This is a genomic window from Bradyrhizobium sp. USDA 4486, assembly GCF_054057995.1.
This window is the reverse complement of sequence record NZ_JBSRZV010000001.1, coordinates 869,642-883,137: the sequence shown is the minus strand read 5'-3', so window position 1 is coordinate 883,137 and position 13,496 is coordinate 869,642. Positions and strand designations below refer to the sequence as shown.

12 protein-coding genes are annotated in these 13,496 nt (G+C 66.0%); 7 read left to right on the top strand and 5 right to left on the bottom strand.

What is annotated here, in order from left to right; genetic code table 11:
• Nucleotides 1–127 precede the first annotated feature (127 nt).
• Genes ACVWY3_RS04210 through ACVWY3_RS04200 form a run of 3 tightly spaced genes read left to right on the top strand, consistent with a single transcriptional unit; the run spans nt 128 to nt 1,624 of the window.
• Nucleotides 128–664 carry a SixA phosphatase family protein gene (locus tag ACVWY3_RS04210; RefSeq protein WP_456837323.1) on the top strand — a complete coding sequence of 179 codons (537 nt, stop codon included), beginning with the start codon at nt 128–130 and terminating at the stop codon, nt 662–664.
• Nucleotides 665–721: 57 nt separating this feature from the next.
• Entirely contained in the window at nt 722–1,147 is a 426-nt protein-coding gene (locus ACVWY3_RS04205; RefSeq protein WP_456837322.1) for a universal stress protein, read from the top strand.
• 15 nt (nt 1,148–1,162) lie between these two features.
• Nucleotides 1,163–1,624, top strand: coding sequence for a hypothetical protein (locus ACVWY3_RS04200; protein WP_456837321.1), 462 nt, complete (start codon nt 1,163–1,165; stop codon nt 1,622–1,624).
• Nucleotides 1,625–2,401: 777 nt separating this feature from the next.
• Here ACVWY3_RS04200 and ACVWY3_RS04195 read toward each other — a convergent pair.
• Entirely contained in the window at nt 2,402–2,638 is a 237-nt protein-coding gene (locus tag ACVWY3_RS04195) for a DUF1127 domain-containing protein (RefSeq protein ID WP_456837320.1), read from the bottom strand.
• A 186-nt stretch (nt 2,639–2,824) separates the two neighbouring features.
• On the opposite strand from ACVWY3_RS04195, the gene ACVWY3_RS04190 reads away from it, so the two are divergent.
• Nucleotides 2,825–4,168, top strand: a complete 1,344-nt coding sequence (locus tag ACVWY3_RS04190) for an aminotransferase-like domain-containing protein (RefSeq protein WP_456837319.1) — start codon at nt 2,825–2,827, stop codon at nt 4,166–4,168.
• A gap of 12 nt (nt 4,169–4,180) precedes the next feature.
• On the opposite strand, the gene ACVWY3_RS04185 is transcribed toward ACVWY3_RS04190, so the two are convergent.
• Nucleotides 4,181–4,768, bottom strand: a complete 588-nt coding sequence (locus ACVWY3_RS04185; RefSeq protein ID WP_456837318.1) for a hypothetical protein — start codon at nt 4,766–4,768, stop codon at nt 4,181–4,183.
• 64 nt (nt 4,769–4,832) lie between these two features.
• Between ACVWY3_RS04185 and ACVWY3_RS04180 the strand changes: the two genes are divergently transcribed.
• Entirely contained in the window at nt 4,833–5,267 is a 435-nt protein-coding gene (locus tag ACVWY3_RS04180; RefSeq protein ID WP_456837317.1) for a hypothetical protein, read from the top strand.
• A 4-nt stretch (nt 5,268–5,271) separates the two neighbouring features.
• Here ACVWY3_RS04180 and ACVWY3_RS04175 read toward each other — a convergent pair whose 3' ends face one another.
• The 3 genes from ACVWY3_RS04175 to ACVWY3_RS04165 all read right to left on the bottom strand — a co-directional run bounded on the left by ACVWY3_RS04175 (nt 5,272) and on the right by ACVWY3_RS04165 (nt 9,869).
• Nucleotides 5,272–7,671 carry a bifunctional diguanylate cyclase/phosphodiesterase gene (locus ACVWY3_RS04175; RefSeq protein WP_456837316.1) on the bottom strand — a complete coding sequence of 800 codons (2,400 nt, stop codon included), beginning with the start codon at nt 7,669–7,671 and terminating at the stop codon, nt 5,272–5,274.
• A gap of 112 nt (nt 7,672–7,783) precedes the next feature.
• Nucleotides 7,784–9,193 carry an MFS transporter gene (locus tag ACVWY3_RS04170; RefSeq protein WP_456837315.1) on the bottom strand — a complete coding sequence of 470 codons (1,410 nt, stop codon included), beginning with the start codon at nt 9,191–9,193 and terminating at the stop codon, nt 7,784–7,786.
• A 169-nt stretch (nt 9,194–9,362) separates the two neighbouring features.
• Nucleotides 9,363–9,869 (bottom strand): YciE/YciF ferroxidase family protein, encoded by a 507-nt coding sequence (locus ACVWY3_RS04165; RefSeq protein ID WP_456837314.1) that lies wholly within the window; start codon nt 9,867–9,869, stop codon nt 9,363–9,365.
• Between the two features lie 428 nt (nt 9,870–10,297).
• Between ACVWY3_RS04165 and ACVWY3_RS04160 the strand changes: the two genes are divergently transcribed.
• A complete protein-coding gene (locus tag ACVWY3_RS04160) occupies nt 10,298–11,380 on the top strand; it encodes a lysylphosphatidylglycerol synthase transmembrane domain-containing protein (RefSeq protein WP_456837313.1) in 1,083 nt (360 codons plus the stop codon).
• Between the two features lie 97 nt (nt 11,381–11,477).
• Nucleotides 11,478–13,430 carry a hypothetical protein gene (locus ACVWY3_RS04155; RefSeq protein ID WP_456837312.1) on the top strand — a complete coding sequence of 651 codons (1,953 nt, stop codon included), beginning with the start codon at nt 11,478–11,480 and terminating at the stop codon, nt 13,428–13,430.
• Nucleotides 13,431–13,496 lie beyond the last annotated feature (66 nt).

The following is a 13,496-nucleotide window of genomic DNA, read 5'->3' as shown; positions in this document are numbered from 1 at the left end:
CAACTTAAATCGCGATGACGATTTGTTCTATTCCTCGTCGCGCTTTAAAGACCGATCGGGCGCCTGTCACCTTGTCCTTAACGGGCGCCTGTAGATTATTCTGGACGTGGAACGATTCGGGAATGCCATGCGCCGTTTGATGCTGCTGCGTCACGCCAAGACCGAGACTGACGCGCCGAGCGGCCGTGACCAGGACCGCCGGCTCGACGACCGCGGCCACAAGGACGCCGCCCAGATAGGCGACTGGATCGCCGCGCATCCCCCCTTCCCCGAGAGCGTGCTGGTGTCGCATGCCGTCCGTGCCAGGCAGACCTGGGACATCGCCTGGGAGGCGATGAAGGACCGCGTCGCGGCGCCTGAGGTCGAGGTCCTGCCGGAACTCTACGGCGCCGATCCCGCGCAGATCCTGGAATCCATTCGCACTGCAACCGCCCCCGCCGACCCCAGGCGTTTGCTGCTGGTCGGACACAATCCCGGCATGCATGAGATCGCCCTGATGCTGACGGGCGGCGGCGATCCCGCCGGCGCCAAGGCGCTCGCGGACAATCTGCCCACCGCGGGACTTGCGATATTCGACTTTGACGTCAAGGATTGGAGCGACGTGGCGTACCGCCGCGGCAAACTGGTGCTGTTCGTCAGCCCCAAGCTGCTTCGATCGGGTTAGAGACGCGCGGGCGCCGTCTCGACCGGTCGATCCGGCTTGGTTCAAATGGAGGCGCAGATGTTCAAGTCCATCCTCGTGCCCATCGACCTCGCCGACACCGACCTTGCGAAGCCGGCGATCGCGACCGCCGCAACGCTGTCGCAGACCTGGAACGGCACGGTGCGCCTGCTCAACGTCCTGCCGATGACGCCGGTGATGTTGGCCGAATACGTGCCGGCGGATTTCGACGAGCAGCAGCGCCAGACTTCGGAGGAAGCCCTCGCCATCGTCGCGCGCGAGTCCGGCATCGAGCCGGAGCGCATCTCCAGCGTGGTACGCCAGGGCGGCATCTATCACGAGATCCTAGAGGAAGCCGTGCACATGAAGGCCGATCTGATCGTGATGACCTCGCACCGGCCGGCGATGCGCACTTATTTCCTCGGCTCCAATGCCGGGCACGTCGTGCGTTACGCGAAGTGCTCGGTTCTGGTGGTCAGGCACTGAACGCGGAGCAATGCCGTGAAGAACTGGTGGCGCAAGTGGAGCTATGAAATCCCGCTCGCGATCGGCGATGCGCTGTGGGAAATCCTGGTCGTGCAATTTGCGGCACTGCTGGACCGGCTGACCTGGCGAAAGGTGGCGGCCCTCGTCCCGGTAGCCATCCTTCTGCTGGCCTATTACCACAGCGTGCCGCTGCCTCCCGCCCTGATGCTGGTCGGGGACCTCGTCGCCTATATTGACGTCTTCTCGGTGGTGCTGATGCTCAGCGTCCTGAGCCGGGCCACCACGATCGCGTTTCTCGTGAAGCGGGCCGCTGTCCGCGCGGAGGCACTGCTTGCCCGCCTTCGCACCGGCATGCGGCGGATCGACGCCAGGCAGCGGCGCGGCGCGGGTTCGGCGCCGGCGCTTCGCCGCAAGCCCGACCAGTGCGAAGACGATCGAGCATTCGGCGGAACGTGGGACCAGGCCGCCTTCGCCTGATCCCTCTGCACCGGGCTACAAGACCTTGCGCTGCCCGCGGGCAAAACACCCAAGCGTTCGGTCAAGCCACCATCTCCAAAATATTCCGCTTCACCGAAATTCGGAAATCGCGCATATGTCGCCGCAAACCCGGCCCAAGGAAGAGGGGCGGATCGCGATCGTCACGAACGCGGGCCGGGCGGCGGTGGACGCGGGCCACATCGGCGCGACAAGTTTCGCAGGGCGGGCAGCCGTGAGCGAGAGCGTCGCGCCAACGACAGGTGTGGTTCGCGTACGGCCAAATCGTGTGGTCCTGGCGCCCGGGGTCTGTGCGCCAAGTCTTGCGGTGATGTGTGCAGTCCAACCGGACACGCGCATCAGCCATCCGCACGGCGACGGGGGCAATCGTACATCGCTCCCGGGGGAGAGCACGACGTATGCCGTTCCAACCACTGCGCAGGGAAGGCCGGTTGCTCGGCTCCACCTGTATGCCGCTGTGCAGCTTCTTGTTGCCACCTTTCGCGCAGTGGACCGGCACCCGGTCTTGCCTCGGTCTTGCCTGCGCCCTCTTCTCAATTGAGGGTGGAGTGACGAGGCAAAGCTCGGGCGAAATGCGCCGCGGGGATGCGAAGGTGTGTCTGCAGTTCAGCAACAGTCCCCGTGCCCCGGACGCAGCGCAGCGCTTTTTCAGCGGTGCGTTGCAGAGCCGGGGCCTATGCAGCAGCGCGTACGTGGCCTTTTGGGTCCGGCTCTGCGCAGCAGCGTAAGAACGCTGCAGCGCGTCCGGGACACGCGGCCTCACAGATACCGCGACAGCTCGGCCTTGAACTGCCCGTAGACGGCGTCCTCGATCTGGCTGCGGTTGATCCCGATGTCGCGCAGGGCGCGGTCGTCGAGCTCGTTCAGCGTCTTGACGGCGGAGCGGCGCTCCAAGCGGTCGAACAGCGCATAGGCGGCGTTGACGAGCGTGCCCAAAAATCCGCTCGACGAGGATGGGCGTAAACTCCGCCCGGCAGTTTGCGAGATCGTGGTCATTCTTCTTCTCCGGCCTGTTGTCCCGCGCGGCGAAGCAGGTGCCGTTGGCGCAGACGCGGTCAGCGCCTGCACCTCATTTGCCATCGGATTGCTCTCGCTTTCCTCGGCTCAATCGCGGAACTTGATGGAACTTAAATGCTCCAGTACATTCCTCGGAGCAAGTAAAACATTGCTCTCGGTGCAATAATGTCCAAGTTCGAATACGTGAAGCTTGCCGATGCCATTGCGGCCGATATCACTAACGGCACGTTAAGGCCCGGCGACCGGCTGCCGCCGCAGCGCAATTTTGCTTATGACCGTGGCATCGCCGTCTCGACCGCGAGCCGGGTTTACACGGAGCTGCTCCGCCGCGGCCTCGTGGTCGGCGAGGTCGGCCGCGGCACCTTCATCTCCGGCGACGTCAGGCGCGAGGTCGAGACCATAAGCGAGCCGCGCGATGCGCGGATCGACTTCGAGGTCAATTATCCCCTGTTGCCGCAGCAATGGGCGATGATCGCCAAGAGCCTTGCAGGGCTGGAGCGCGTCGATGCGCTCGAATCCGCGCTGCGCGTCTCCACCAGCACCGGCACCAAGAGCGCACGCAATGCCGCCGCGGCCTATCTCGCGCGCAAGGATTTTGCGCCGCAGGCCGAGCAGATCGTGTTCACCGCCAACGGCAAGCAATCGCTCGCGGCAGCGCTCGCCGCGCTCGTGCCCACCGGCGGCCGCTGCGGCGTCGAGGCGCTGACCTATCCTTACGTCAAGAGCATCGCCGCGCGGCTCGGCATCACGCTGGTCCCGATCCCGATGGACGAGCATGGCGCGCGGCCCGACGCGATCCAGAAGGCGCATCGCGAGGCGCATCTGTCGGCGCTATACCTCCAGCCCATCATCCAGAACCCGCTCGGCGTCACCATGAACGCGACGCGGCGCGCCGACATCATGCGCGTCACCGAGAAGCTCGATCTCACCATCATCGAGGACACCGTCTACGGCTTCCTCGCCGACGACACGCCGCTGGCGGCGCTCGGGCCGGACCGCTGCATCGTCATCGACAGCCTGTCCAAGAAGGTCGCGCCGGGCCTCGCGCTCGGTATCCTCGTCGCGCCGCCGCACTTGCGCGAGAGCGTGATGAGCGCGGTGCGCACCGGCGGCTGGACCGCCTCCGGTCATGCGCTGGCGGCCGGGCAGCGGCTGATGGCCGACGGCACGGTCGCCGAGCTGACGCGGCTGAAGCGCATCGACGCCACGCGCCGCCAACAGACCGCGGCAAGGCTGCTCGCCGGCTACCAGCACGCCGCCGACCCGCGCTCCTATCATCTCTGGCTGACGCTGCCGCCGCACTGGCGCTCGCAGACGTTCGTCGCCGCCGCAGCCCGGCGCGGCATCGCGCTGACGCCGTCCTCCACCTTTGCGATCGCGCATGGCCATGCGCCGAATGCGGTACGACTCGCCCTCGCCCCACCCAGCTTCGAGCAGCTCGATTCGGGCCTGCGCACGATCGTGTCGCTGCTCGGCACCAAGGAAGAGGATTTTGATTCGACGGAGTAGCGCGTTGGGGGACTAAGGTAGCAGTGCCTTCGGCACGTGATCAAAACTGTAGCTCTGCGGCTGGTTGCGGCGCACGAAGCCGCCGACCTGCCAGGCGAACAGCGCGGCAAAGCCGAGGATGAACAGCACCCCTGCGAACTCGCCGATCATGAGCGCGCGGATCAGGAGCCCCGCCATCGCGACCGTCAGCACCGCCAGAAACGCCAGCACCGCGGCATAGGTCTTGCGACCGAGTCCTGCAGTCAATTCGGCGCGGCTGCCCGCCTTCGCCATCCGCGCATGCAATTCGAGGATGAAGTCGCGAAAGCCATTGTCCTGCGGCGCCATCAGCGCGGCGGTCTGCCAGCTCGTCGAGAGGATTGCGATGCGGCCACCGCCGCGGTGGCTGACATCGGCGCGGAAGCGGTGCTGCTGCATCGAGACCGGCCGGAACGACAGGCGGATTGCACTGATCTCGTCATAGCGCCACAGGCCCGAGCGGCCGGCGATGTGCCAGGACAGGCCCTCCTGCGTCAGCTCGAAGCGATGCGCCGAGCCGATTAGCGACGCCTTGTAGGCGTAGCTCGTGGCCGCAGCCGCCTCAGCTCCCGAAACCTGCATCCCTCACTCAATCCCGTCTGCGATATGCTTGCGCGACCGCCCTCGCCCATCCTACAAGCGAGCCATGGCTGAGACGACCTTCTTTCCGCGCCGCCTGATTCTCGGCGCCGCCGTGATCTCCGGCGTGCTGCTCGCGCTCGCCGTGCACATGCTGGGCGCGCGTTACGGGCTCGACCTCGGCGGTCTTTGGCGTTCCGACACCCACGAGTTCATGCCTGCGGGCGCGGCGATCGCGTGGTGGCTGATCGCAACCGTCGGCTTCTCCGGCGGCTATTTCACGGCGAGCCTGATGCAGAGCGCCGTCGATGGCCAGATCCCGCAGCGGATGCGGCAGTTCCTGATCGCGGTCGGCGTGCTCCTGCTCGCAGGCGCAGGCCAGGCCGCCTCGGCACCGAGCCCGATCCCGACCGTCTCGGTCGTGCTCGCCGGGCTCGCCGCTCTGTGCCTCGGTGCCGTGATGGCGTTCTGCGGCGCGCATTTCTCGTTGCGCCGCAGTTGATCGTTCAGGCGGTCGCCCGCAAACGCGGACGCTCCAGCATCAACGCTACGTCCGAGGCAGGCCGCGGCTTGCTGAACAGATAACCCTGCGCCTGGGTGCAGCCTTCGCGCCGCAGGAGCTCGAGCTGGGCATCGTTCTCGACGCCCTCCGCGGTGGTGACGATGCCGAGGCTGCGGCCGAGGCCGGTCACGGCGCGGATGATCGCCATGGAATCCTGGCGCGTCGCCAGCTCCGACACGAATGAGCGGTCGATCTTGATCTTGTCGAACGGGAAGCTGCGTAAGTAGCTCAGCGACGAATAGCCCGTGCCGAAATCGTCGAGCGAGATCCGCACGCCCATGGCGCGCAGCTCGTGCAGCGTGGTCAGCGTCGCCTCGCTGTTCTGGAGCAGCACGGATTCGGTGATCTCGAGCTCGAGACGGCGCGCGCTCAGTCCCGAGGCGGCGAGCGCCGCAGTCACCGACGCGATCAGGTTCGGGTTCTTGAACTGTACCGGCGACAGGTTGACGGCGACGTCGATATCGGCGGGCCAGGCGGCCGCATCGGCGCAGGCGCCGCGCAGCACGAACTCGCCGAGCTGGACGATGAGGCCGGTCTCCTCGGCCAGCGGAATGAAGTTGACGGGCGAGATCAGTCCGCGCTGCGGATGGTTCCAGCGCAGCAGCGCCTCGAAGACGACGACGCGATCGCTGGCGACGTCGCGGATCGGCTGATAGTGCACCTCGAATTCATCGCGTTGCAGCGCCGCGCGCAGATCCATTTCCAATAGCCGCCGCGCCTGCGCACGCGCGTCCATGCCGGTCTCGAAGAAGCGATAGGTGCCGCGGCCATCGGCCTTGGCGCGGTACAGAGCGAGATCGGCGTTCTTCAAGAGCTCGTCCGGATTGTCGCTGTCCTGCGGCGACAGCGAGATGCCGATCGAGACGCCGATCACGATCTGGTGGTCGTCGATCTCGTAAGGCGCCGAGATCACCTCGACGAGGCGGCCAGCGAGCGATCTGGCCGCGGTTTCCTCGGAGCGTCCGATCTGGACCACTGCGAACTCGTCGCCACCGAGCCGCGCCACGGTGTCGTTTTCGCCGACGGTGGCCTTCAGCCTGCGGCCGACCTCCTTGAGCAGCGCGTCGCCGATGGGATGGCCGAGCGAGTCGTTGATGTCCTTGAAATGATCGAGATCGAGACAGAGCACCGCGAGCTGGTCGCCAGATTTGGTGCGCCGCAGTCCCTGCTCGAGCTGCTCGTGGAACAGCACGCGGTTGGGCAAACTGGTCAGCGCGTCATGGCGTGCCATGTGCGAGATCTTGGCCTGCGCCTCCAGCCATTCGGTGATGTCCTCGAAGGTCGCGACCCAGCCGCCGCCCTGCATCGGCTGGTTGACGACGCGGATGGAGCGGCCGAGCCGGTTGACGATCTGGCTGGTCGTGCGGCCCTCGCGCGCATCGGCGACGAGGCGCGCGAAGAACTCCTCCGCATCGCCCTGCCACTGGCCTTTGGCCTGCTCCTCCCGCAGCACGTCGACGAGGAGCCGGCCGGCGAGCGGAATGCCGGTGCGGCCGAGCATGGCGGCGTAGCGTTCGTTGAAGAGCTGGATTTTGCCGTCCGCATCGAACATGCACAAGCCCTGCGACATGTTCTCGAGCGCCGTATCCAGCACAACCTGCTGGCGTCCGAGTTCGCCCTTGGCACGACGGTCGAGCACGGCGGCCGCGAGCGCGATCGCGATGATGGCAGCCGCCGCGCTGGCGGTCAGGATCGACAAAGACGCCGGCGGGATCGAAAGACCGCTGACCGTGAGCGTCGGATCGGGCGTCAGCTCCAGCGCGCCCATGGCGGTGAAATGATGTGAGACGATGGCGACCGTCAGCAGGACCGTCGCGCCTAGGGCACCGGACACGCCGTCGCGCCGTCCCGCGACAAACAGGGCGAGCGAGCCGAAGAGGATGCCGAGCAGGATCGAGACGGTCACGGCGCCGGTTGCCCAGCCGACATGGGCTGGGATCTCGAACGCCATCATGCCGGTATAATGCATGGCCGCAACGCCACCGCCGACGACAGCTCCGCCGAGCGCAACCAGGGATCCTCGCGTTGTCGACACCGAGATGCTGAGACCGATGAAGGTGACTGCGATCGCAAAGATCAGCGACAGCACCGTCACGGGAATGTTGTAGGCGCCGCCGGCGCCGGGGCCGTAGGCCTGCATCGCGATGAAATGGGTCGCCCAGATGCCGCAGCCGGCAACGGCAGCATCGAGCGCGATCCACGCCACGCGAGCGCTCCCACGCGCCGCGCGCGCCCGGTGAAACAAGCTGATCGCCGCAGCGCTCGCGAGCAGACACACCGCGCCGCCGAGCGCAACAAGTCGCAAATCATGCTCGTCGGTAAGACAGTAAAGAACTTGATACATTGCCAGCCTCTATCGCGCTGCACTTGAAACGACAGAGGTGGACGATCCGTAACTGGCTATGTGCCTGTTTCGGGATTGGTGAACGGAAGATGTGTGGGTTCGCTCACATTGTTCATCCCCGCGCGGGCGCACCGACACCGATCAGCGCGGCGGCCAGCAGCAGGACGGCCGCGGAGATGACCAGCGCAAGGTGCAGCCCCGTCATGAATGCCCCTTCGGAGGCCACCAGCGAGCCGAACAGGGCGACGCCGAGCACGCTGCCGGTCTGCCGCGTCGCGTTCAGCACGCCCGCCGCTATTCCGGAGCGCGCCTTCTCGACGCTGCCCAGCAAGGTCGAGGTCAGCGGCGGCACCAGCAGGCCGAGCCCGCCGCTGATCGCGATCATCTGCGCAAAGATCGCGGAGTAGCTCGTCCCGGCTTCGATCCAGATCAGACCGAGGCAGCCGAACGCCGAGATGCAGGCGCCGACGACGATGGTGGGGCACGGGCCGATCCGTTCGGCAAGACGCGGCGCCAGCAGGTTGACCGGCAGCACCGCCCCCATCATCGGCACGAAGGCCAGACCCGTCCACCACGCCGACAGCCCGTTGATCCTCTGAAAGTACAGGCTGAGCACGAAGATCAGGCCATAGATCGCGACATTGACGAGCAGGCCGACGATCGTGGTCAGGGTAAACAGGCGGTGACCAAACAGCGACAGCGGCAGCATCGGCTGCGCTGCGCGGGCCTCGCGCCAGATGAAGAGCACGGCGAGAACGGCGGCTCCGACGAAAGCCGCGATCACCGCTGGATGGTTCCAGCCGAGCGCACCGCCTTCGATGATCGCCCCGGCAAGCGCCCCGAGTGCCCCGATCGCGGCAAACTGGCCGGGCAGATCGATCTCGCGCGAGGGCGCCCGCGTGGTCTCGGTCGCGTAGCGCCAGCTCAGATACAGGCCGGCGAGGCCGATCGGCAGGTTGACCAGGAAGATCGCGCGCCAGCCGACCAGTGTGATCAGCGCGCCGCCGACGAACGGGCCGGCGGTGAGCGCGAGACTTGCGCCGGCGGCCCAGACCGCGACGGCGCGGCCACGCGCGCGGTCATCCGCATAGGCATGGTTGAGCAGCGCGAGAGAATTCGGCACCAGGATCGCCGCCGCCAACCCCTGGACCAGCCGCGCGGCGATCAGGACGATGGCGTTGGGCGACAGCGCGCAGGCGAGCGAGGCCGCGGTGAAGATCGCGAACCCCGCCATGAAGATGCGCTTGGCGCCGATGCGGTCGCCAAGCGCGCCGGCTGTCAAAATGAAGGCGGCGAACGCAATGGTGTAGGCGCTGACCACCCATTGCAGCTCGGCAACGCCGCCCCCGAGCGTCCTGCCCATCGCATCGAGCGCGGTGTTGACGATGGTGACGTCGAGCTGCACCACACCATAGCCGAGGCTCATCGCCGCCAGCGTGAGCGAGGTCGCAAGATGCGCGCCGGCACGCGGCGCGCCGGCTCCGTCGTTGAAGGTTTCGTATTTGATGGTGTTAGCTCGCATGCTGCCACCTCGGTTTGCAGCCCCATGCGAAGCATACGCGTCCACCGCGTCATCATGATTCGATCATGATCGAAACATGACCTGGACTGAAATAGCGGGATGGGCAGGCGCCGCAACACGAAGGAGACGCCGCGCGGCTGCACGGCGTCTCCAGACCAACACTAGATCGCTAGCTCGCTGCGCGCAGATTGACCTTGCTCTCGGCGAGCGCCGTCAGTTTCTTGTCGGTCGCCTTCTCCTCCTCCAGCGTCTTGGCGAGAACGCTGGCGCAGTCGTTGCGGCCAAGCTGCTTGGCCCAGGCGATCAGGCTGCCGTAGCGGACGATCTCGTAATGCTCCGCGGCCTGCGCCGCATTGATCAGCGCGGCGTCCAGCACCGCCTTGTCGGCCACTTCGCCGGCAGTCTCGTCGGCTTCCTCGATGATGCCGTCGATCGCCGGGCAGTCGATCGCCTTGACGGTGATGCCGTGCATCTTGAACACTTCCTCGAGCCGCGTGACGTGCTGCTTGGTCTCCTGGAGGTGCGTCAAAAAGCCCTGCTTCAACTGCGGATCGGTAGCCTTATCTGCCATTTTCGGCAGCGCCTTGGTGAGCTGCTGCTCGGCGTAATAGATGTCCTGGAGCTGGTGCACGAACAGGTCGTTCATGGTCTTGATGTCTTTTGTGAACAGTCCCATCGTTCCGATCCTCTCAAGGTTTTGGGAACACAGCGGCATCGGCTTGCACGAAAAAGCCGCTTATTCCGCTATGTTCGATTGCTGATGGGCCGCTAACGGGCACCCAGCATCGACGTTCCAAAAAAAGCCCGCATTGCTTGCGGTGGAACAAGGAAACGGGCGCCAAGATTTGAAACCGTGGCAAAATCCGGACGCGCGATCCAAGCCGCGCATCCGACTCATCATGCTTAACGCGCGCCGGATGTGAACCGTGTATGACAAAGGTCGCAGGTCCAAAGCAGAACCTACCTTTGTCAAGGGCTGCACAAGTCGCCGTTTTTGCCTTAAATGAGCTACATCATGCTTAGCGATCGACGCCCACAGGCCGTGATCGCGGCCGACCGGCCAATGCCTGGCCCTGTCGATCTTGCCCCCTGCCGGGAGGATGAATGCACGGACTGCTGACCGCGCTGAAACGCGGCTTCAAACGATGGATCGGCTGGCGACGGCTCGGAATTGCCGCGAGCGTCTTCATCATCGCCTTCGCGGTCACCACGCTTGTGCGTACCCTCAAAGGCATCGATACCAGCGTCATCCTGACCGCGCTGACCGAGATTCCCCGGGAAAATATCGGGCTCGCGGCGATCTGCGTCGTCTTCGCGTTCTGTACGCTGACCTTCTACGACTTTTTTGCGTTGCGAACGATCGGCAAGAAGCACGTGCCCTATCGCATCGCAGCACTCTCCAGCTTCACGTCCTATTCGATCGGCCACAACATCGGCGCCACCATGTTTACCGGCGGCGCGATCCGCTTCCGAATCTATTCGGATTACGGGCTGAATGCGATCGACGTTGCGAAAATCTGTTTCCTGTCGGGCCTGACCTTCTGGCTCGGTAACATCTTCGTGCTCTCGATCGGCATGGCGATCCATCCCGACGCCGCCTCGTACATGGATCAGCTGCCGTCCTCCATCAACCGCCTGATCGCGTTCGGCGGCCTCGCCTCGATCGGCGCCTATCTAGTCTGGCTCTGCATGGGCGAGAAGCGCCGCGAACTCGGACAGAAGGGCTGGAAGGTGGTGCTGCCGTCGGCGCCGCTGACCTTGGTGCAGATCCTGATCGGCGTGATCGATCTCGGCTTCTGCGCGCTGGCGATGTACCTCCTGGTGCCAGCCAATCCGCCGATCGACTTCCTCTCGCTTGCCGTCGTGTTCATCCTGGCGACGCTGCTGGGCTTTGCCAGCCATGCCCCCGGCTCGATCGGCGTGTTCGACGCCGCCATGCTGGTGGCGCTGCCCGAATTCGGTCGCGAACAGCTTCTGGCGACGCTGCTGGTGTTCCGCATTCTCTATTTCGTGATCCCGTTCGGCCTCGCCATCTCCATCATGGGCACCCGCGAGCTCTGGATGAACGTGGTGGAGCCCTGGCAGGAGCGGCGGCGGCTGGCGGAAGCCTGCGCGCAGGCCAATCTGCCGAAGCAAGTGACGCCGATGGAGCGCGAGCGTCTGGTGCGGCAAGCCAGCAAGCGCTGAGCCGCGCCCGCCCCCCAAAACCGGCAGACAAAGGTTGCGGGCGGGGGAGCTATGCTCTCTTATTTCCGCCTCAACTTTGCCGTTGAAGACGCGGGCCATGATCCAACCTTCCCTTCGCACCCTCTCTGCCTGCGCGCTGCTGCTTGCCGGGATTTTGACCGTTTTGCCGTCCGGGCGCGCTGCCGCGCAGGGGGCCGGCGCGATGCAAATCAATTGGGAGGTGCGCAACCGCTTCCGCCTGTTCCGCGAGGAGCGCGACTTCCTGCTCCATGTCGAGAACGCGCGTAACCGCAGCATCCTCGCCGCCGAACAATCGCTGGAGCTCCAGAGCGAGGGCCGCGGCTGGGCCCGCAACATGGTGAACCGGCTCTGCATCGACTTGCAGGGCCGGGTCAACCAGCCCTGCACCCGCGACAATGTCAAAGAGAACTACATCACCCCGATCGACCACCCCGTCACCGTGCGCCTGACCGGCGCGGTGCCGGTCGGTGCCACCTGCGCCTGGAGCTTCGACGACGGCGACGGGCCGCAACAATCGACCTTCGATTGCGCCGAGCCGGTCAATTTGCGCGTCCGCTACGGCAAACAGACGGTCGCCACCGTCGACGTCTCCTCCGGCTCCGATCCGACCCAGCGCGTCCAGACCGAGATCGCGGTCCGCGATATCTTCGTCGCCGGGCTCGGGGACAGCATCGCCTCGGGCGAAGGCAATCCGGACCGGCCGCTGGCGCTGTCGGACGAAGGCTTCTGCTTCCGCTCCTATCTCGGCACCGCCGGTGCGCAGTACTACCGGCCGAGCCGCGCCGGCTACAAAGGCGGGCGCGCCTGCGAGGCACCGGATGCGCTCGCCAACTGGCAGCACTACAGCGCGCTGTGGTTCAACGCGCCGTGCCACCGCTCGCTCTACAGCTACCAGGCCCGCACCGCGCTCGCGCTCGCGGTGCGCTACACTCACATTGCGGTGACCTTCCTGCCGCTCGCCTGCACCGGCGCCAGCATCGGCGACGGGCTCTTGGGCTCGCAGCGCGCCCGCGAATGCCCGCCAGGCAAGACCGGCGTCTGCAACACCAGCGTGAACGCGCAGGTCGCCGAATTGCGCGAAGCGCTCACCGCGGCCAAGAAGCGCCAGCCCGATCGCACGCTCGATCTCGTGCTGCTGTCGGTCGGCGCCAACGACGTCTATTTCTCCGGCCTCGTCGCCGACGTCATCGTCGACACCGCGACCGAGCGCGCGCTGTTCCGCCGCTCCGGCGTAATGGCGAGCGTCGATGATTCCCGCGACGCGCTGGCGCGCGAGCTGCCGCAGAACTTCGTTCGCCTGCGTGAGGCCTTGAAGCCGCTCGTCGGCGGCGACCTCTCGCACGTGGTCTATGTCTCCTACGCCAATCCGGCACTTGCCGATGGCGGTGTGCCCTGCCGCGGCGGTCGCGCCGGTTTCGACATCCACCCGTCCTTCAATGCCGACCCGCAGCGCCTCGCGCGCGTCTCGACCTTCGTCGACACCGAGTTCCTGCCGCAGCTGAAAGGGCTCGCCACCTGCACCCGCGGCGCGCTGTGCCGCGATCCCGAATCCGACCGCATGACCTTCGTCGATGCGCATCAGGCCGCGTTCGCCGATCACGGCTTTTGCGCGCATTCGGGCAACGATCCCGAATTCGACCGCAGCTGCTTTGCCGAGAACGGCCAGAGCTTCAACCCTGACATCGTGAGCGCAGCAAGCCAGCCGATGCTATGCGGCCGCGGCGCCTCGGAATACCGCGCCTACCTGCCCCGCGCGCGCTGGATCCGCGACGCCAACGACAGCTATTTCGCCGCGATGACCTATCCGCAAGGGTTGCCGGCGGCGAGCCAGCCGACTGACATCCACGACGCCACCTGGGGCGTCCTCTCCGCGGTCTATGGCGGCGCCGTGCATCCGAGCGCGGAAGGCCATGCAGCGATGGCGGATGCGGCACTGCCGGCGGCAAGCGCGGTGCTTGGCCTCGATGCGGTGCCGCCCAGCGTGACGAGCGGTTTCCTGCCGCTGCTGCTGCCAAGCGCACGGCAATAGCCCGCGCTGCCTCCACACCTGCGCCGTCATCGCCCGCCTTGTGCGCAATCGCGCACTGGAGCGGGC